We start from the raw sequence: 19,408 nt of genomic DNA, 5'->3' as shown, positions 1-19,408 counted from the left end.
TGTCCCCGGCCGGGCACCGTCGTGTCCGTCGTGTCCCCGCACGGCCGCCGTTAGTCCAACTGCTGCCTCTCCTTTGTCCATGGGCACACCGGCTTCGCGCGACGCAGTCTGGCCGCCCCGGAACGTCGCCCCCAGGAGGAGAGCCTTGCAGCCCTCAGACACGTTCACCCCCACCCGTCGCACCGTCGTCGCGGCCGGAGCCGCCGCCGGGATCGGCGCCGTGCTCGGCCTGCCCGGCGCCGCCTCGGCCGCCCCCGCCGACGACACCGTCACCCTCCGCTCCGCACACCTGGACGTCCGTGTCGCCACCGCCTTCCCGCGGATCGTCTCCTACACCGACCGCGCCACCGGCGCCGTCCTGCACGCCCAGTCCGACCCGGTCACCTCCGTCCTGGTCGACAACACCGCCCACACCCCGACCGTCACCACCACCCCCGGCACCGCCTCCGCCGCCTACCGGCTGGCCTTCACCGGCGGCACCACCATCGACGTCGAGATCACCGTCACCGGCCGCCAAGTGACCTGGCGGGTCACGGCAGTCGCCGACACCGACGCCCTGCGCGTGGGCACCCTGGAGATCCCCGACCTCGCCCTGCTCGCCGTCCGCAGCGACCAGCCCGGCGCCCAGCTCCTCGCCGCCCGCGTCCAGCTCGACCAGTCCAAGAGCGGCGACACCCTGGTCACGCCGGCCCCGGACACCCCGGCGGAGGCGGCCACCGGATGCGCGTACGCCGTCGTCGCCCACCACGGACTCGCCGGCGCCCTGGAGACGAACACCGTCTACGACAAGCCCGACGCCGCCACCTCCTGGGAGAACGGCCGGCTCTGGCGCCGCACCGTCCGCAAGGACGGCTACACCGAGGCCCGCCTCGCCCCCGGCCAGTGGACCCACCGCGCCACCGGCGCCACCGACACCGAGCCGCTCCCGTACGCCACCGTCGTCGTCACCGGCGACCGCAACGGCGACGGGGTGATCGACTGGCAGGACGCGGCGATCGCCTTCCGCGACATCATGGTCACCCCGCTCGGCGCCGAGGACACCTACCAGCGGGTCGTGCCGCACATCCCCTTCAACTTCGCCTCCCAGGCCACCAACCCGTTCCTCGCGACCCTCGACAACGTCAAGCGGATCTCCCTCGCGACCGACGGACTGGGCCAGTTCACCATCCTCAAGGGCTACCAGTCGGAGGGCCACGACTCCGCCCACCCCGACTACGCGGGCAACCACAACGAGCGGGCCGGCGGCCTCGCCGACCTCAACACCCTGGTGCGGGCCGGAAAGAAGTGGAACAGCGACTTCGCCGTCCACGTCAACGCCACCGAGTCCTACCCCGTCGCCCACGCCTTCTCCGAGACCCTCGTCGACAAGGACGACCCGCAGTGGGACTGGCTCGACCAGAGCTACCGCATCGACCCGCGCCGCGACCTCGTCTCCGGCGACATCGTCCGCCGCTTCGCCGACCTGCGCCACGAGGCCGACCCGGCTCTCAACTCCCTCTACATCGACGTGTTCCGCGAGTCAGGCTGGAACTCCGACCGCCTCCAGCGCGCCCTGCGCGACCAGGGCTGGCACGTGACCTCCGAGTGGGGCCACGGCCTGGAGCGCTCCACCCTGTGGTCGCACTGGGCCACCGAGACCGATTACGGCCCCGACACCTCCCGGGGCGTCAACTCCCGGCTCATCCGCTTCGTCCGCAACCACCAGAAGGACGTCTTCGCCGACAAGTGGCCCACCCTGCTGGGCGTTCCCCGCATGGGCAACTTCGAGGGCTGGACCGGAAAGACCGACTGGACCGCCTTCTACGACCTGATCTGGACCCACTCGCTGCCCGCCAAATACCTCCAGGCGTACCCGATCCGCACCTGGGGCGAGCACGAGATCACCTTCGGCACCAGCGGCGCCGTGACCTCCGTGACCGACACCGACGGCACCCGCCGCATCACCACCGACGGACGCCTCGTCTACGACGGCGGCACCTACCTGCTGCCCTGGGACCCCCGCGAGGCGACCAGGCTCTACCACTACAACCCGGCCGGAGGCAGCAGCAGTTGGCGCCTGCCCAAGAGCTGGGAGGGCCTGTCGCGGGTCGCCCTGTACCGGCTGACCGACCAGGGACGCAGGTTCCAGACGTACGTCCCCGTCCGCGCCGGCCGGATCACCCTCGACGCGACCGCCGGACAGCCCTACGTCCTCCACCGCACCCGCGTCGCCGACGCCGCCGACCCCGACTGGGGGGAGGGCACCCCGCTGCACGACCCGGGCTTCAACTCCGGCTCCCTGAAGGGCTGGACGGTCACCGGACCCGCCTCCGTCGCACGCAGCCCCATCGGCCGCCACGAACTCGTGATCGCGGCCGGCGCCGCCGCCACCGTCACCCAGAAGCTGACCCGCCTCAAGCCGGGCACCTACGCCGCCTCCGTACAGGTCGAGGTCGGCACGAGCGCCGACGACAGCCGCGAGGCCGCGCTGCGCGTCCGTACCGCCGACGGCGTCACCGCCGCCAACACCACCCGCACGTCCACCGCCGGCAACTACGTCGCCGCCGACCGGGCGCACGGCACCCGCTTCCAGCGGATGTTCACCCGCTTCACCGTCCCCGAGGGCGGCGGCCCCGTCCACCTCACCCTCGCCGCGGGCGCCGGGCAGGCCCGCGTGCGGTTCGCCGACGTCCGCGTCGTGCCCGCCGTCCGCCCCGCCACCGCTCCCGGCACCCTCGTCCACGAGGACTTCGAACACGTCCCGCAGGGCTGGGGCCCCTTCGTGAAGGGCGACGCGGGCGACGTCACCGACCCGCGCACCCACATCGCCCAGCGGCACGCCCCGTTCACCCAGCGCGGCTGGAACGGCAAGGCCGTCGACGACGTCATCGACGGCACCCAGTCCCTCAAGTCACGCGGCGAGAACAGCGGCCTGGTCTACCGGACCGTGCCGCACACCGTCCGCTTCCAGCCCGGCCGCCGCTACCGGGTCACCTTCCGCTATGAGAACGAGAAGGCTGGACAGTACGCCTGGATCACCGCCGTGGACGAGGGCGCGCGAACCCGCGAACTCAGCCGCACCGCCCTCCCCACCGCGACCCAACCAGCCACCCATTCCTACGAGTTCACCGCGCCCGGCACCGGCGAGGCCTGGGTCGGCCTGCGCAAGACCGGCGACGACGGCACCGCCGAGTTCACCCTCGACTCCTTCGAGGTGACCGAGACCGGCTGACCCGCCGCCTCCAGCTCCAGCACCCACACGTCGTTCACGCCCTCCCGCAGGACCGCACCGGGCACGTACAGCGCCCGCTGCGGTCCCACGGACCAGTACCGGCCCAGACCGAACCCGTTGACCCACACGAACCCCCGCGTCCAGCCCGGGAGTTCGAGGAAGGCGTCCCCGGCACCGCGCACCTCGGCCGTGCCGCGGTACAGGCCGGGGGCGCCGTCCTGGGGGAGGTCACCGAACGGCACCCGCTCCACGTCCCCGTCCAGCGCGTCAAGCCGCAGCGCCCGCGCCCGCACCCCGTGCAGATACTGCCGCTCGTGCAGCACACCCCCGGTGATGCCCTTCGGCTCGCCGGTGAGCGGACCGTAGTTGACCCGGCCCAGCGACTCCACCCACAGCTCCACCCGCGCGGGCCCCGCGACCGGCTCCTTCAGCCGCGGCTCCGCCTCCGTGAGCACCCCCGCCCGCACCCCGTCCACGGACACCACCGCCAGATCCCGCAGCCCGCTCACCGACAGCGGATACGGCTGCCGGGGCCCGGGCACACCCACCTCGTACTTCACCAGCCCCCGGTCCACGCCCAGCTCCTCGAACGTGGGCGGCACCGGATACTCCGCCTCCGCGCCCCCCACCGCGTCCAGCACCGCGTCCAGCGACGCCCACCCGTCGAGCCCGGCCACCGCGTCCGCGCCCAGCACGTCGGGCGCCGCCGGCACCTCGGGCAGCGGCCCCTCCGCGTACGCGGCGAGGATCTCCCGGAACAGCCAGAACTTCTCGGTCGGACGGCCCAGTTCGTCGACCGGAGCGTCGTAGTCGTACGAGGTCACGTCCGGCTGCAACGGACCCTCGTGCAGCTCACCGCCCCGGTTGGCGCCCGCCCAGCCACCGAAACTCGTCCCGCCGTGCGCCATGTACAGATTGACCGACGCCCCGCACTCCAGGATCTCCCGCAACGCGTCCGCCGCGTCCCGCGGATCCCGCGCCACATGCTCCGCACCCCAGTGGTCGAACCAGCCGCACCAGAACTCCATGCACATCAGCGGCCCCGACGGCCGGTGCCGGCGCAGCGTCGCGAACGCCTCCCGCGCGCCCGACCCGAAGTTCGCCGTCGCCAGCACCCCCGGCACCGACCCGCCCGTCAGCATGTGGTCCTCGGGCCCGTCCGACGTGAACAGCGGCACCCGCACGCCCTCCGACCGCAGCAGCTCCGCCAGCCGGCCCAGATACACCTGGTCCGAGCCGTAACTGCCGTACTCGTTCTCCACCTGCACCATCAGCACCGGGCCACCCCGGTCGACCTGCCGCGACACGATCTCCGGGAGCAGCACCCGGAACCAGCGCTCCACCTGCCGCAGATACTCCGGGTCCCGGGTCCGCGCCCGCCCCGTCAGCCAGTGCGGCAGCCCGCCGTTCTCCCACTCCGCGCAGATGTACGGACCCGGCCGCACGATCGCCCACAGGCCCGCCGCCCGCACCGCGTCCAGGAACCGGCCCACCTGCTCCACGTCACGGACCTCACCGGGACGCGGCTCGTGGAGGTTCCACGGCACGTACGTCTCCACACAGTTCAGCCCCAGCGCCCGCAGCATCCCCAGCCGGTGCGCCCACTGCCCCTCGTGCACCCGGTAGTAGTGCAGCGCGCCCGACAGCAGCCGCACCGGGCGCCCGTCCAGCAGAAAATCGGTGTCCCCCACCGTGAACTCGTTCATGGCCACACGATCACCCCTGGCGGCGACCGCGTCCATGGACAAAGATCGGCACTGATTGGACGCAACGCGAGGGCGGGACGTACCGGCCGCGAGGCACGGGCACACGCACGACGTACCGCCGCGAGGCACAGACACAGACACCGACGCAGGCACAGGCACGACGCACAGGAAAGACCGGGCGGGACGACGACGGATGTACCACACCTGGATGCGCTACTTCACCCCCGGGCCCGCCCACCTCCGGCTCGGCCTCGCCTGTCTCGGCGTCGGCCTCCAGCACGGCGAACTGCCCCCCGTCGGCCCCCGCACCCTCGACCACCACGTCGCCGTCGTGATCAGCTCCGGCAGCGGCTGGTACCGCACCCCCGACGGCCGCCGCCACCCCGTCACCGCGCCCGCCCTCCTCTGGCTCACCCCCGGCACCCCCCACCACTACGGCCCCGACCCCGGCTGGGACGAGTGCTTCGTCGACTTCACCGGCCCCGCCACCACCACATACACCGAACTCGGCTACATCGAACCCGGCCGTCCCGTCGTCCCCCTCTCCGACGCCACCGCCCCCCGCGCCGTCGTCGCCCGCATCGCCCGCGCCGCCCGCCGCGGCAACCCCCTCCTGGAGGTCGAGACCGGCGCCGCCGTCCACGAACTCCTCGTCGCCCTGCGCCGCGCCCGCGCCGACCTCGCCCCCGACGGCGACGAGGTCCTCCAGGCCCTCGCCCGCGACGCCTTCACCCCCCTGTCCGTCGCCGACCACGCCGCCCGGCACGGCATGACCCCCGCCGCCCTGCGCACCGCCGTCCGGCGCGGCGCCGGATGCAGCCCCAAGGACTACCTCCTCGGCATCCGCCTCGGCCGCGCCAAGGAACTCCTCGCCGCCACCGACCTGCCCGTCGCCGCCGTCGCCCGCCGCGTCGGCTACGACGACCCCGCCTACTTCTCCCGCCTCTTCACCCGCCGCGTCGGCATCCCGCCCGTCCGCTTCCGCGAACAGCAGGGCCGCAGCGTCCCCGGCGGCTGGAGCGACCGAGTCCCCGACCCCGACGATCCACCCATGATCGAGCCCCCGCACGCCACGTAGGCTTGGCCCACATGACCACCAGCAAGCCCCAGGAAGCCGATCCCGCCGTCCGCGCGGAACTCGCCCGGCTGCGCGACAGCATCGACAACATCGACGCCGCCGTCGTCCACATGCTCGCCGAACGCTTCAAGTGCACCCAGCAGGTCGGCCACCTCAAGGCCGCCCACCATCTGCCGCCCGCCGATCCCTCCCGCGAGGCCGAGCAGATCGCCCGGCTGCGCCGCCTCGCCGAGAACGCCAAACTCGACCCGGCCTTCGCCGAGAAGCTCCTCACCTTCATCATCGCCGAGGTGATCCGCCACCACGAACGCATCGCGGACGCCGGCACCGCCCCCGAACCGGGGGAGTAGGACGACTCGACGGGCCGCCCCGAACCGGGGGAGCAGGACGACCCGACGGGCCGCCCCGAACCGGGGGAGCGGGACGACTCGACACAACCCCGTACCACGGGAGTTCCGCCCAACACAGCCCCGTACCAAGGGAGTAGCGCCCACCAGCCCGCCGCCCGAACCGGGGGACGGGCCCAGGCGCACCGGGTGACCCCGGCCCCGGCGCCCGAGCCGAGAACCACCCCGGCGCGCACACCCCGCGCCGGAGCGAATCCGCCCCCGCAGAGCGCGCGTTCCACGCCGGCGTGAGAACCACCCGCCCGGAACGCGCCGCGCGCGCCGCGCACTCCCGCACACAACCCCCGGACACGACACGCCCGCACGGGCATATGCTGGTACGCCCAAAACGAGGGGACGCCGGGCCATGCCGTCGGATGCCAAGATCCTCATCGTCGACGACCACGAAGACACCCTGTACGCCCTGGAAAGCGCGCTCTCCCCGCTCGGCTACCGGCTGGGACGCGCCACCGGCGGCGACGAGGCACTCAAGGAAGTCCTGCGCGGCCAGGTCGCCCTCCTCGTCCTCGACGTCCGCATGCCCGGCGTCAGCGGCCTCGACGTCGTCCGCTACATGCGCCGCGTCGAACAGACCCAGCACATCCCCGTCATACTCCTCACCGGATTCGGCCCCGACACCGAACTCACCGCCACCGCCTTCGCCCTCGGCGTCGCCGACCTCCTCATGAAACCCGTCGACCCCTGGGCCCTGCGCACCAAGGTCCGCTACCTCTACGAGGCCCAGCAGCGCCACCAGAACCTCGAACGCGAACTCCGCGACCTGCGCGCCCGCGTCCGCGAACACCAGCCCGGCACCGACCCGCCGCGACACCCCCGAACCCCGTAACCGCACCGCGTCACCAGACGACGACAAAGCGTACGAACGGGACCACCCCTGTGACCCGCCGACACCATCGGGCAGCATGTCCCCATGTCCGTACTGACGCGCGACGAAGCGCAGACCCGTGCCCAGCTCCTCGACGTCCACCACTACGGGATCGAACTCGACGTGACCCGAGGGGACGAGACCTTCGACTCCCTGACCGTCATCCGGTTCACCGCCCGCACCGACGCCGACACCTTCGTCGAGCTGAAGCCCGCCGAACTGCGCTCCGCCACCCTCGACGGCCGGCCCCTCGACCCCGACACCCTCGACGAGAACCGGCTGCCCCTCAAGGGCCTCACCGCGGGCGAACACGAACTGCGCGTCGACGCCGCCATGCGCTACTCCCGCACCGGCGAGGGCATGCACCGCTTCACCGACCCCGCCGACGGCGAGACCTACCTCTACACCCAGCTCTTCATGGAAGACGTCCAGCGCGTCTTCGCCGCCTTCGACCAGCCCGACCTCAAATCCGTCTTCGAGCTGACCGTCACCGCCCCCGAAGGCTGGACCGTCCTCGCCAACGGCGTCACCGAACACCTCGGCGACGGCCACTGGAAGGCCGCCCCCACCCCCCTCATCTCCACCTACCTCGTCGCCGTCGCCGCCGGCCCCTGGCACTCCGTGCGCACCGAACACGCCGGCCTGCCCTTCGGCCTGCACTGCCGCCGCTCCCTCGCCCCCCACCTCGACGCCGACGCCGACGAAATCCTCGACGTCACCCGCGCCTGCTACGACCGCTACCACGAGAAGTTCGACGAGCCCTACCCCTTCGACTCCTACGACCAGGCCTTCGTCCCCGAGTTCAACGCCGGCGCCATGGAGAACCCCGGACTCGTCACCTTCCGCGACGAGTTCATCTACCGCTCCGCCGTCACCGACACCGAACGCCAGACCCGCGCCATGGTCATCGCCCACGAGATGGCCCACATGTGGTTCGGCGACCTCGTCACCCTGCGCTGGTGGGACGACATCTGGCTCAACGAGTCCTTCGCCGAGTACATGGGCTACCAGACCCTCACCGAAGCGACCCGCTTCGCCGACACCTGGGTCGACTTCGGCGTCGCCCGCAAGGCCTGGGGCTACGACGCCGACCAGCGCCCCTCCACCCACCCCGTCGCCCCCGACCCCGACGCCGTCCCCGACACCGCGTCCGCCATGCTCAACTTCGACGGCATCTCCTACGCCAAGGGCGCCTCCGCCCTGCGCCAACTCGTCGCCTGGCTCGGCGAGAAGGACTTCCTCGCCGGCATCAACACCCACTTCGCCCGCCACAAGTTCGGCAACGCCACCCTCGCCGACTTCATCGACAACCTCGCCTCCGCCACCGAACGCGACGTCCACGCCTGGGCCGACGCCTGGCTGCGCACCACCGGCGTCGACACCCTCACCCCCACCCTCCGCGAAACCGACGGCACCTGGCAGCTCACCGTCGACCGCGACGGCAGCCGCCCGCACCGCATCGCCGTCGGCGCCTACGACACCGTCCCCGGCGACGACCGCACCCTCACCCTCCGCGACCGCTTCGAACTCGACGTCCCCCAGGGCGACTCCCCCCACACCGCCCCCGGCCGCCGCCCCGCCCTCCTCCTCCTGAACGACTCCGACCTCGGCTACGCCAAGATCCGCTTCGACACCGAGTCCTCCACCACCGTCGAAACCGCCCTCTCCGGCCTCCCCGACCCCCTCAGCCGCGCCGTCGTCTGGAACGCCCTGCGCGACGCCGTCCGCGACGCCGAACTGCCCGCCATGGCCTACATCGACGCCGCCCGCACCCACCTCCCGCACGAGACCGACCTCGCCCTCGTCCAAGGCGTCCTCGGCTTCGCCGTCACCCACGTCGCCGACCGCTTCCTCGGCCCCGAACAGCGACCCACCGCCCTCGCCACCCTCACCGACCTGTGCCGCGACCTCATCCGCCGCACCGAGGACGGCTCCCACCCCGGCCTGCGCCTCATCGCCGTACGCCACTGCATCGACGTCGCCGCCCACCCCGACACCATCAGCGCCTGGTTCTCCGAAGGCACCGTCCCCGGCGGCCCCGAACTCGACCCCGAACTGCGCTGGCGCATCCTCGGCCGGCTCGCCGTCCTCGGCGCCGTCGACGACGCCGTCATCGAAGCCGAACTCGTCCAGGACCCCAGCGCCACCGGCCAGGAAGGCGCCGCCCGCTGCCGCGCCGCCCTGCCCGACCCCGAGGCCAAACGCGCCGCCTGGCACGCCATGTTCACCACCGACGACCTCTCCAACTACCTCTTCACCGCCACCGCCCAGGGCTTCTGGCAGCCCGAACAGGCCGACCTCGTCCGCGAGTACGTCGAGCGCTACTGGCCCGACGCCGTCGCCGTCGCCGAACGCCGCGGCCCCGCCATCGCCGACGCCGCCGGACGCTGGGCCTTCCCCGCCCACGCCGTCACCGCCGACACCTTCGCCCTCGGCGAAGCCTGCCTCCGCGACGCCGACCCCATCCCCGCCCTGCGCCGCAAACTCACCGACCAGCTCGACGACCTCGCCCGCGCCCTGCGCGCCCGCCAGGCCTGACCCCACCACGCGGACGGCGTGCGGGGGCGCGACAACCGCCCCCGCACCACCCCCCGGAACCCTCTAGCACCCCCGGCCGCCGCTCACCTTTCCTCCGCACGGCAGTACCCCCTTTTGGGTCGAATCGTTGTCCTTGGCGGGCGCACCTGCCCGAAACGCGTACACGCTGGGACGTACCCCGCCGCGCGTCCACCGGAGGACAGCCATGAGCACGCCGCCCCTCGCCTCAGGCCCCCAAGGCCCCGACGCACTGCGGCCGTTGCTCCACACCGTCCTCGACGCCCTCACCACCGGCGCCACCGCACGCGGCGGCCCCCTCCCCGCCGGCGGACCCCAGCACGTCGCCCGCGCCCTCCGCGACCAGGCCGGCGACCTCCTGCCCGCCCACGGCGACCCCAACGCCCTCCACGACCTCGTCCACGCCCTCGCCCAAGGCGCCGCCGACCCCGCGGACCCCCTCTGCACCGCCCACCTGCACTGCCCGCCCCTCGCCGTCGCCACCGCCGCCGACCTCGCCGCCTCCGCCCTCAACCCCTCCCTCGACTCCTGGGACCAGGCACCGGCCGCCTCCGAACTCGAAGCACTCCTCACCCGCACCCTCGCCCACGAGATCTACGACACCCCCCACAGCGACGCCCTCATCACCACCGGCGGCACCGAGTCCAACCAACTCGCCCTCCTCCTCGCCCGCGAAGCCCACGGCGGCACCCAACTCGTCTGCGCCGCAAGCGCCCACCACTCCCTGCACCGCGCCGCCTGGCTCCTCGGCCTCCCCGAACCCGTCGTCCTCCCCGCCCCCGCCGGCACCCTCGACCCCGCCGCCCTCGACAACGCCCTCACCACCCTCCACGGCCCCCTCCTCGTCGCCGCCACCGCCGGCACCACCGACGCCGGACTCATCGACCCCCTCCCCGACATCGCCGACCTCTGCGCCACCCACGGCGCCCGCCTCCACATCGACGCCGCCTACGGCGGAGGCCTCCTCCTCAGCGAACAGCACCGCGCCAAACTCCGCGGACTCGACCGCGCCCACACCATCACCCTCGACCTCCACAAACTCGGCTGGCAGCCCGTCGCCGCCGGACTCCTCGCCGTCCGCGACCCCGCCGACCTCACCCCCCTCACCCACCACGCCGACTACCTCAACGCCCACGACGACACCGAAGCAGGCCTCCCCGACCTCCTCGGCCGCTCCCTGCGCACCACCCGACGCCCCGACGCCCTCAAAATCGCCGTCACCCTCAAAACCCTCGGCCGCGACGGCCTCGCCACACTCGTCGACCAGGTCTGCGCCCACGCCCACCACCTCGCCGACCTCATAACCGACCACCCCGGCTTCGAGCTCTACGACCGGCCCGCCATCAGCACCGTCCTCTTCCGGCCCACCGGCGCCACCGACGACACCGTCGCCGCCATCCGCCGCACCCTCCTCGACCAAGGCCACGCCGTCCTCGGCCGCGCCACCCTCGACGGCCGCCGCTGGCTCAAAGCCACCCTCCTCAACCCCCACACCCAACCCGGCGACCTGGCCACGCTCCTGAAACTGGTGGAAGGACACACCCCCCGATGACCCCGACACCCCACCCCCCGCGCCCCGCCGCCGAAGCACCCCGCGACCTGGTCGGCATCGGCATCGGCCCCTTCAACCTCTCCCTCGCCGCCCTCGCCCACCCCCTCACCGAACTCGACACCGTCTTCTACGAACAACGCCCCGCCTTCGACTGGCACCCCGGCATGCTCATCGACGGCGCCACCCTCCAAGTCCCCTTCCTCGCCGACCTCGTCACCCTCGCCGACCCCGCCAACCCCTGGTCCTTCCTCAACTACCTCAAAGCCCGCGAACGCCTCTTCCCCTTCTACTTCGCCGAGCGCTTCCACATCCAGCGCGCCGAATACGACGCCTACTGCCGCTGGGTCGCCGACAACCTCCCCGGCCTCCGCTTCGCCCACCAGGTCGACACCGTCCGCTGGAACCCCGAACGCGACGTCTTCGAAGTCGACTTCACCCAACTCGACAGCGACGGCGAAGCCGAAGCACTCGGCCGCTCCTACACCCGCAACATCGTCCTCGGCGTCGGCACCGCCCCCCACATCCCCGAACCCCTCAAACCCCTCGTCGAAGCCCCCGGCGTGCCCGTCATCCACGCCGCCGACTACCTCGAACACCGCGAACAGTTCCTCACCGCCGACCACATCACCGTCATCGGCGCCGGCCAGTCCGGAGCCGAGGTCTTCCTCGACCTCCTCCGCAACCGCCCCCCAGGACACGAAAAGATCCACTGGCTCGCCCGCACCGAAGCGTTCGCCCCCATGGAGTACTCCAAACTCGGCCTCGAACACTTCACCCCCGACTACACCCGCTACTTCCACGCCCTCACCGAACCCGTCCGCGACCGCCTCGTCGCCGCCCAATGGCAACTCCACAAAGGCATCGACGCCGACACCATCGCCGCCATCCACGACGAGCTGTACCGCCGCACCCTCCACGGCGGCTGGCCCGACGCCGTCCTCACCCCCGCCGTCACCGTCCGCACCGCCGGACGCGTCGCCACCAGCAAAGTCGAACTCCACCTCGAACACACCCAGCAAGGCGCCCGCTCCCGCCTCACCACCGACGCCGTCATCCTCGCCACCGGCTACCGCGAACGCCCCATCAGCCCCCTCCTCGCCGGACTCGACCCCTACCTCCGCCGCGACAGCGCCCAACGCCCCGCCATCGACGGCCAGTTCCGCCTCGACCTCGACCCCGCCGTCACCGGCCACATCTACGTCCAGAACGCCGAACTCCACACCCACGGCGTCGGCACCCCCGACCTCGGCCTCGCCGCCTGGCGCAGCGCCACCATCCTCAACACCCTCACCGGCAAAGACCCCTACCCCCTCCCCACCCGCACCGCCTTCACCACCTTCGGCCTCGAACCCGCCCCCCACCTCCCCGCCACCCGCACCGAAACCCGCACCCTCACCCCCCTCACCGACAGCCGATGACACCCCCACCGCGACCGGACACACAAAAGGGCGGCGCCGCCGCGAAACCCCGCGCCGACACCGCCCACACCCACCGACCTACGGCGTGTCCTGTAAGTCGGCACACAGCCACAACACGATGGCCGCGATGACGATCTCTGATCAGTAGTAGGCGACTCGCTTGGTGTAACGGGTGGACGGCGCCCGGAACTGTTTGAGCCGGTTGAAGGCAGCGTTCGGCGATGCTGCGGCCCGCGTAGAGCACCGGGTCGAAGGCCGGTGGCCGCCCGCCACGAGAACCCTTCGGAGCGCGCCGCGCGATCTGGTCGGTCCTCCGGGGGAAAAAACCCGATCCCGCGCCGGCGCAGCGCCGCCCGGGGCGAGGGATGGGAGCAGGCGTTGTCGGCCGGCACCCGCTCTGGGCGTTCGCGGGGCCGACCAGGCCCGTCACGACCGACTCTGACCTGGTCGAGCAGCGGGAACAGTTGCGGATTGTCCCCGCCCTGGCCCGGGGTCAGTCGCCGTGCTCGGCCGGGAGTCCTGGTGCGCTCATGCTCCCGCGGTACCGCAGGCCGGCCGGGCCCGAGTGTGACCGGTCAGGGCAGGCCGTCGGGTGGAGTCAGCCGGCCTAGGTGCGGGTGGCGCTGGCTGCCTCGTCATATGCCTCCCTGTGCCGTTCGACCTCGGCGAGGTGATCGGCCGTCCAGGCGTGCAGGATCAGGAAAGGCTCCTCAAGCGTGCGACCCAGTGGTGTGATCCGGTACTCCACAGTAAGGGGGCGCTGCGTCAGCACCTGGCGCTCGACGAGGCCGTTGCGTTCCAACCGTCGCAGTGCCTGCGTCAGCGATTTTTGAGTAACCCCGTCGAGCTCTTTCTTGAGTTCGTTGAAGCGTCGCGGCTGCCGGCACAACGCGGCCAGCAGCAGTTGACCCCATTTGTCCAGCAGCTGATCCAGGAGCTCGCGCTGCGGGCCGACGATGGTCTCGCGGCCAGCCCGATCTTCGGGGATACCAGGTTTCCTTGAAGTGCCTTCCATGCGCCAGGTATACCAGAGATACCTTCAACTCAAAGGAATCTCATGACCGAACAGTCCCTGGCCAGCCTCCATGTCGAGCGCCAGGACGGAGTGCTGTGGGTCTCGATCGATGTTCCGCCCGTCAACCTGATGACGGCCCAGCTCATGCTCGACCTGGACGCCGTCGCTGCATCGGCAGAGAACGATCCCGACCTGCACGTCATCGTGGTCCAGAGCGCCAATCCGGAGTTCTTCTTGGCGCACGGCGACCTGTCATTCGTGGAGGACCCCGTGACATACGCCGCTCTCCCGATCGCGGAGGAGACGCTTGTCGGGACGGGCCCGATGATGCGGCTTCACGAACGCTGGCGGCGTCTGCCTCAGACCACCATCGCCAAAGTCGCGGGACTCGCCCGTGGCGGTGGATCGGAGCTGCTCTCCAGCCTGGATCTACGATTCGCGGCCCTCGAGACTGCGGCGTTCGGCCAGTTCGAGACACTGACCGGCATCGTCCCTGGAGCCGGTGCAACTGCCCACCTACCCCGCCTCGTGGGTCGTGCTCGCGCTCTCGAAATCGTGCTGACAGGCGGGCTCGTCGACGCGGCGACTGCCGAGCGCTGGGGATGGGTGAACCGAGCTCTGCCTGCAGCAGACCTGGACGAATATGTTGAGTGGGTCGCACTGACCATCGCGACTCTGCCCGACGGTGTCCGCGCCGCAGCCACCAAAGCAATCGACGCGGCCGACGGCACGCTAGAGGATGCCCTGCGCGCAGAAGACCGCCTGCTTGGCGAAACGTTCACCCCAGCGTCTGGAGAGCTTGCCCGGGCGGCACTCGCGGCCGGGGTTCACACGCGCGAGGTGGAGCTGAACCTCGAAGAGGTACTGCGGGCGAACCTCGTCCAACATTCGTGACGATCCGCGCTGCGGTGGGCGGAGTGCAGAAGTTGTCCGCAGTGCGTTTGTAACTCGGTCGAAATGACCGTACGGTCCGGCTCCAACTCCGTGAAGCGGCCCCACCTGAGGGGGCAGACTCGGTCTCTAGACCAGCGGAGCAGTCCAGCCGAACACGCCGTCACACGGCAACCAGCCCCCCCCCCCCGCGTATCGGGTGACAATGCGCCGGACAGACACGCGTCGTCGCCCGCCCTCTTGACCGGAACCGAAGCGGCGTCCACGAAGTTACCGCGGACGCCGCTTCACCCTGGCCCGTCACAGAAACGCACTGCCTACCAGTACTGCAAGCACCGTTGCAGTACTAGAACACCGGCGTCCCCTCACGCGTCAACTTCCAGTCCACCGACGCGAACTTTTTCGGATCCAGCGCACCCCTCGCCGTCACCCACTCCGCGATCCGCGTCCGGATCTCCGTCGACTCCGACCACACCTCCGGCGCCTGCGCCACGAACGGGAACGCCCCGCCCCCGTTCGCCCGGTAGTTGTTCACCGCGAACACGAACCGCTGGCCATCCTCCACCGGCGCACCCCCGTAGGTCAGGTTCCTGATCCGCGAACCCTCCGCCTGCGCGATGTCGATGTCGTACCGCAGCCCCGACACATAGTCGTAGTTGTAGTCCGGCCGGTCGTTCGCGTTCGTCAGCTTCTCCGGATCCACCACCGCACCCACTGGCGTCCGCACGAAATAGTTCGCCGAATACTCCAGATACGCCCGCACCTGAGCACCCGTCAACACCTTCGCCACCAGCGTGTTGTCGTACACGTACAGACTCGACAGATCCCGGATCGTCACATCCCCCGCCGGAATCTGCGACGTCCGCGAGAACGGCGACGCCTGCGCCAGCACCGGCAACGACGCGTACTCCGTCCCCGCCAACGCCGCCCGCACCACATCCTCCTGCACCTTCGTGATCAGGTCGATGATCGGCGCGTCCTTGTACCGCGCCTCCACCGTCGTCAACGTCTCCGTCGCCGACCCCACCACCTGATTCACATACGCCACAACCACCTCGTGCTCGTCCTTCAACAACCGCACGATCCTCGGGTCGTCCGCCACCGCGTTCGTGTTCCGCACCGACGCCGCCACCGACTCCACCTGCCACCGGCCCCGCTCGAAGACCAGCTCGAAGTCGAACACCGACATCCGCTCCGCGAACGCCAACGGCTCCGACAACACCACCGGCTTCCCCGACACCGAGTTCGTCACCCTCAACTCCGGGATCTCCACATGCGCGTGACCCACCAGAATCGCGTCGATCCCCGGCACCTGCTGCGCCACCAACGCCGCCGAATTCTCCACGTACGGCACCTGATCACCGTACGACGACGTCCCCGACGCACCCGAATGCGCCGACACCACCACCACGTCCGCACCCATCGACCGCAGCTTCGGCACCCACTTCGCCGCCTGCTCCTCAAGCCCCGGGAACGTCAACTTCCCCTGCACATACGCCTTGTCCCAGATCGCGATCCCCGGATTCGTCAACCCCAGCACCGCCACCCTCACCGGCGGCGCACCATGAACGCGGAAGTTCTTGATGAAGTACGGAGGAAACGCCGGCTTCAACGTCTTCGCGTCCAGCGCGTTCGCACCCAACAGCGGGAAGCGGCACTGCGACTCGAACTTCCGCAGCGTCTCGATGCCGTAGTTGAACTCGTGGTTCCCCAGCGCCACCGCGTCATAGCCGATCGCGTTCATCGCCTGGGCCATCGGATGCACCGGACCACCCTTCGCGGTGATCGGGTCCACCTTCGCGTAGTAATACGTCAACGGCGTGCCCTGGATCGTGTCACCCGCGTCCAGCAGCAGCGTGTTCTCCCGGCCCCTCTCCCTACGGACCGCGTTCACCAACGTCGAGATCCGCGCCAGACCCTGCGCGTTCCCCGCCGCGTCCGCGTACTCCGCGTCCTTGAAGTAGTCCCAGTTGAAGACATGCCCGTGCAGGTCCGTCGTCCCCATCACCGTCAACGCGTAACGCCGCACCGGCCGATGCCCCTTCCTCGCCTCCCCAGCCTGCGCCACAGGCGCGCCGACCGCACCCGCCAGCGCCACCCCCGCACCCGTCACAGCGGACTTCTTCAGGAACTTACGACGGTTCAACGGCATGTCCGGAACTCCTCGGGAAGGGCCAACAACGCGCGTAGATTCTGGCCCAACAACCGCCCCCGCAACAGACCCGGAAGGTTTCCATCCGATGACCCGCAGACACCACCCACCCCGCACCCCGGTGACAGAGTGGGACACATGACCCCCACCACCGACACCACCACCCCCCACGCCACCCCCGACAACCCCCGCCTCACCGTCCGCGGCGAAGCCCACCTCGACGTCGAACCCGACATCGCCCGCATCGGCATCACCATCACCGCCCGCGGCACCGACCGCCGCCACACCCTCGCCGACCTCACCCACCGCAACACCCTCGCCCTCGACCTCCTCAAAACCCACGGCACCGCCGTCGAACACATCGAAACCGGCCACTTCTCCATCACCCCCGAACTCGGCCGACACGGCCGCACCGAACGCGTCCGCGCCTACCTCGGCCACGTCCACATCACCGCCGAACTCGCCGACTTCACCACCCTCGGCGAACTCACCACCGCCCTCGCCGACCTCGAACTCACCCGCGTCGACGGCCCCACCTGGGACCTCCGCCCCGACTCACCCGCCCACGCCACAGCCCGCCGGCAAGCCGTCCACGAAGCCCTCCGCCGCGCCCACGAATACGCCGAAGCCCTCGGCACCACCCTCACCGCCCTCCTCGAACTCACCGACACCGGCACCGACGACCAGTACCCCACACCCCAAGGCGCCCGCTTCCGCCGCGCCGCCTTCAGCACCGCCCCCACCGACGACGAACCCGCACCCCTCGACCTCGAACCCCAACGCCAACACCTCCACGCCCAGGTCACCGCCCGCTTCACGATGGCCCCACCCCGCCTCTGACCCACACCCCGCACAACACACACCGTCACCGCCCGCATCCACCCCGCCGCCACCGCAGCCACCCACCACCGCCGAACGACCGTACGGAAACCGCCACCCCACCCCGCCCCCACACCCCGAAACCGCTCATCAGAGCGCCCCCACGCACAATTCAACAGTTGTCAATAGCCCTTCACGCAAAGGTTGTTGAGTAGTCACGCGCGACCAATTCCCTACCCACCGGTAAGGCCTAGGCTCGAACCATGCGCCGAGCAAAAATCGTCTGCACCCTGGGCCCCGCCACCGACTCATACGACCAGATCAAAGCCCTGGTCGACGCCGGAATGGACGTAGCCCGCCTCAACCTCAGCCACGGCACCCACGCCGAACACGAGGAGCGCTACCAGCGCGTCCGAAAGGCCTCCGACGAAACCGGCCGCAGCGTCGGAATCCTCGCCGACCTTCAAGGCCCGAAGATCCGACTCGGCCGCTTCACCGAAGGCCCCGTACTCCTTGAACGCGGAGACACCTTCACCATCACCGTCGAGGAAAACACCCAAGGCGACCGCCAGACCTGCGGCACCACCTACGACGGACTCGCCACCGACGTCACACCCGGTGAACGCATCCTCGTCGACGACGGCAAAGTCACCCTCGAAGTCACCACCGTCGACGGCCCCCGCGTCCACACCACCGTCATCGAAGGCGGCATGGTCTCCGACCACAAAGGCCTCAACCTCCCCGGCGTCGCCGTCTCCGTCCCCGCCCTCTCCGACAAAGACGAAGCAGACCTCCGCTGGGCCCTCCGCGCCGGCTGCGACATCATCGCCCTCTCCTTCGTCCGCACCGGACGCGACATCGAAGACGTTCACCGCATCATGGACGAAGAAGGCCGCCGCCTCCCCGTCATCGCCAAAATCGAAAAACCCCAGGCCGTCGACAACATCGACGACATCGTCGCCGCCTTCGACGGCATCATGGTCGCCCGCGGCGACCTCGGCGTCGAAATGCCCCTCGAACAAGTCCCCATCGTCCAAAAACGCGCCATCAAACTCGCCAAACGCAACGCCAAACCCGTCATCGTCGCCACCCAGATGCTCGACTCGATGATCGACAACTCCCGCCCCACCCGCGCCGAGGCATCCGACGTCGCCAACGCCGTCATCGACGGCACCGACGCCGTCATGCTCTCCGGCGAAACCAGCGTCGGCAAATACCCCATCGAAACCGTCAAGACCATGGGCCGCATCGTCGAAGCCGCCGAAGAAGACATCCTCGCCAAAGGCCTCCCACCCCTCACCGACCGCAACAAACCCCGCACCCAAGGCGGAGCCGTCGCCCGCGCCGCCGCCGAAATGGGCGACTTCCTCGGCGCCAAATTCCTCGTCGCCTTCACCCAGTCCGGCGACACCGTCCGACGCCTCTCCCGCTACCGCTCACCCATCCCCCTCCTCGCCTTCACCCCCACCCCCGCCACCCGCTCCCAGCTCAACCTCACCTGGGGCGTCGAAACCTTCCTCGGCCCCCACGTCGACTCCACCGACGCCATGGTCGACCAGGTCGACGAACTCCTCCTCAAGTACGGCCGCTGCGCCAAGGGCGACATCGTCGTGATCACCGCCGGCTCCCCGCCCGGCGTCTCCGGCTCCACCAACCTCGTCCGCGTCCACCACATCGGCGAGGACGACACCCCCAAGTAGCGCCCCTCCACCCCACCGGGCCCCTCCGAGCCGCCAGA

General features: G+C 70.6%; 13 protein-coding genes. 10 read left to right on the top strand and 3 right to left on the bottom strand.

The window, feature by feature from the left end; translation table 11 throughout:
- Positions 1–79 precede the first annotated feature (79 nt).
- On the top strand, positions 80–3,211 hold the full coding sequence (locus AB0912_RS14345) for an endo-alpha-N-acetylgalactosaminidase family protein (protein ID WP_366699289.1): 3,132 nt from the start codon (positions 80–82) through the stop codon (positions 3,209–3,211).
- Here AB0912_RS14345 and AB0912_RS14340 read toward each other — a convergent pair.
- Entirely contained in the window at positions 3,097–4,917 is a 1,821-nt protein-coding gene (locus tag AB0912_RS14340) for a beta-galactosidase family protein (protein WP_366699287.1), read from the bottom strand. The two genes, AB0912_RS14345 and AB0912_RS14340, sit on opposite strands and share 115 nt — an antisense overlap.
- Before the next feature lie 193 nt (positions 4,918–5,110).
- Between AB0912_RS14340 and AB0912_RS14335 the strand changes: the two genes are divergently transcribed.
- The 6 genes from AB0912_RS14335 to AB0912_RS14310 all read left to right on the top strand — a co-directional run bounded on the left by AB0912_RS14335 (position 5,111) and on the right by AB0912_RS14310 (position 12,793).
- Positions 5,111–5,995, top strand: a complete 885-nt coding sequence (locus AB0912_RS14335) for an AraC family transcriptional regulator (RefSeq protein WP_366699285.1) — start codon at positions 5,111–5,113, stop codon at positions 5,993–5,995.
- Between the two features lie 11 nt (positions 5,996–6,006).
- Entirely contained in the window at positions 6,007–6,345 is a 339-nt protein-coding gene (locus AB0912_RS14330; protein ID WP_366699283.1) for a chorismate mutase, read from the top strand.
- Between the two features lie 403 nt (positions 6,346–6,748).
- Complete coding sequence (locus tag AB0912_RS14325) at positions 6,749–7,228, top strand: response regulator (RefSeq protein WP_366699281.1); 480 nt, start codon at positions 6,749–6,751, stop codon at positions 7,226–7,228.
- A gap of 84 nt (positions 7,229–7,312) precedes the next feature.
- Positions 7,313–9,805, top strand: coding sequence for an aminopeptidase N (pepN, locus tag AB0912_RS14320; RefSeq protein ID WP_366699279.1), 2,493 nt, complete (start codon positions 7,313–7,315; stop codon positions 9,803–9,805).
- A 205-nt stretch (positions 9,806–10,010) separates the two neighbouring features.
- Positions 10,011–11,375, top strand: a complete 1,365-nt coding sequence (locus AB0912_RS14315) for an aminotransferase class V-fold PLP-dependent enzyme (protein WP_366699277.1) — start codon at positions 10,011–10,013, stop codon at positions 11,373–11,375.
- Positions 11,372–12,793 carry a SidA/IucD/PvdA family monooxygenase gene (locus AB0912_RS14310; RefSeq protein ID WP_366699275.1) on the top strand — a complete coding sequence of 474 codons (1,422 nt, stop codon included), beginning with the start codon at positions 11,372–11,374 and terminating at the stop codon, positions 12,791–12,793. The genes AB0912_RS14315 and AB0912_RS14310 overlap by 4 nt, the downstream gene beginning before the upstream one ends.
- Before the next feature lie 607 nt (positions 12,794–13,400).
- Here AB0912_RS14310 and AB0912_RS14305 read toward each other — a convergent pair.
- Positions 13,401–13,808 carry a helix-turn-helix domain-containing protein gene (locus AB0912_RS14305; RefSeq protein ID WP_366699273.1) on the bottom strand — a complete coding sequence of 136 codons (408 nt, stop codon included), beginning with the start codon at positions 13,806–13,808 and terminating at the stop codon, positions 13,401–13,403.
- A 42-nt stretch (positions 13,809–13,850) separates the two neighbouring features.
- Here AB0912_RS14305 and AB0912_RS14300 point away from each other — a divergent pair, with 42 nt between their 5' ends.
- Positions 13,851–14,702: an enoyl-CoA hydratase/isomerase family protein gene (locus tag AB0912_RS14300; protein WP_366699270.1), complete on the top strand. Its 852-nt coding sequence runs from the start codon at positions 13,851–13,853 to the stop codon at positions 14,700–14,702.
- A 343-nt stretch (positions 14,703–15,045) separates the two neighbouring features.
- Here the strand turns inward: AB0912_RS14300 and AB0912_RS14295 are convergent, their stop codons facing one another.
- A complete protein-coding gene (locus tag AB0912_RS14295; RefSeq protein ID WP_366699268.1) occupies positions 15,046–16,851 on the bottom strand; it encodes a 5'-nucleotidase C-terminal domain-containing protein in 1,806 nt (601 codons plus the stop codon).
- A gap of 138 nt (positions 16,852–16,989) precedes the next feature.
- Here AB0912_RS14295 and AB0912_RS14290 point away from each other — a divergent pair, with 138 nt between their 5' ends.
- Both AB0912_RS14290 and pyk read left to right on the top strand, forming a co-directional pair.
- The gene (locus tag AB0912_RS14290; RefSeq protein ID WP_366699266.1) at positions 16,990–17,691 is read left to right on the top strand and encodes an SIMPL domain-containing protein; all 702 of its coding nucleotides are present in this window, start codon (positions 16,990–16,992) and stop codon (positions 17,689–17,691) included.
- Positions 17,692–17,933: 242 nt separating this feature from the next.
- On the top strand, positions 17,934–19,370 hold the full coding sequence (gene pyk, locus AB0912_RS14285; protein ID WP_366699264.1) for a pyruvate kinase: 1,437 nt from the start codon (positions 17,934–17,936) through the stop codon (positions 19,368–19,370).
- The last annotated feature ends 38 nt before the right edge of the window (positions 19,371–19,408 follow it).

The organism is Streptomyces sp. NPDC007084 (assembly GCF_040703595.1).
GTDB lineage: Bacteria > Actinomycetota > Actinomycetes > Streptomycetales > Streptomycetaceae > Streptomyces.
This window is presented reverse-complemented; position numbering and strand designations above follow the sequence as displayed.

Coding starts and splice junctions, on each gene's coding strand:
- AB0912_RS14305 (WP_366699273.1), bottom strand. CDS start 13,808: ATGGAAGGCACTTCAAGGAAACCTGGTATCCCCGAAGATCGGGCTGGC.
- AB0912_RS14340 (WP_366699287.1), bottom strand. CDS start 4,917: ATGAACGAGTTCACGGTGGGGGACACCGATTTTCTGCTGGACGGGCGC.
- AB0912_RS14325 (WP_366699281.1), top strand. CDS start 6,749: ATGCCGTCGGATGCCAAGATCCTCATCGTCGACGACCACGAAGACACC.
- AB0912_RS14300 (WP_366699270.1), top strand. CDS start 13,851: ATGACCGAACAGTCCCTGGCCAGCCTCCATGTCGAGCGCCAGGACGGA.
- AB0912_RS14315 (WP_366699277.1), top strand. CDS start 10,011: ATGAGCACGCCGCCCCTCGCCTCAGGCCCCCAAGGCCCCGACGCACTG.
- pyk (WP_366699264.1), top strand. CDS start 17,934: ATGCGCCGAGCAAAAATCGTCTGCACCCTGGGCCCCGCCACCGACTCA.
- AB0912_RS14295 (WP_366699268.1), bottom strand. CDS start 16,851: ATGCCGTTGAACCGTCGTAAGTTCCTGAAGAAGTCCGCTGTGACGGGT.
- AB0912_RS14330 (WP_366699283.1), top strand. CDS start 6,007: ATGACCACCAGCAAGCCCCAGGAAGCCGATCCCGCCGTCCGCGCGGAA.
- AB0912_RS14335 (WP_366699285.1), top strand. CDS start 5,111: ATGTACCACACCTGGATGCGCTACTTCACCCCCGGGCCCGCCCACCTC.
- AB0912_RS14345 (WP_366699289.1), top strand. CDS start 80: ATGGGCACACCGGCTTCGCGCGACGCAGTCTGGCCGCCCCGGAACGTC.
- AB0912_RS14310 (WP_366699275.1), top strand. CDS start 11,372: ATGACCCCGACACCCCACCCCCCGCGCCCCGCCGCCGAAGCACCCCGC.
- pepN (WP_366699279.1), top strand. CDS start 7,313: ATGTCCGTACTGACGCGCGACGAAGCGCAGACCCGTGCCCAGCTCCTC.
- AB0912_RS14290 (WP_366699266.1), top strand. CDS start 16,990: ATGACCCCCACCACCGACACCACCACCCCCCACGCCACCCCCGACAAC.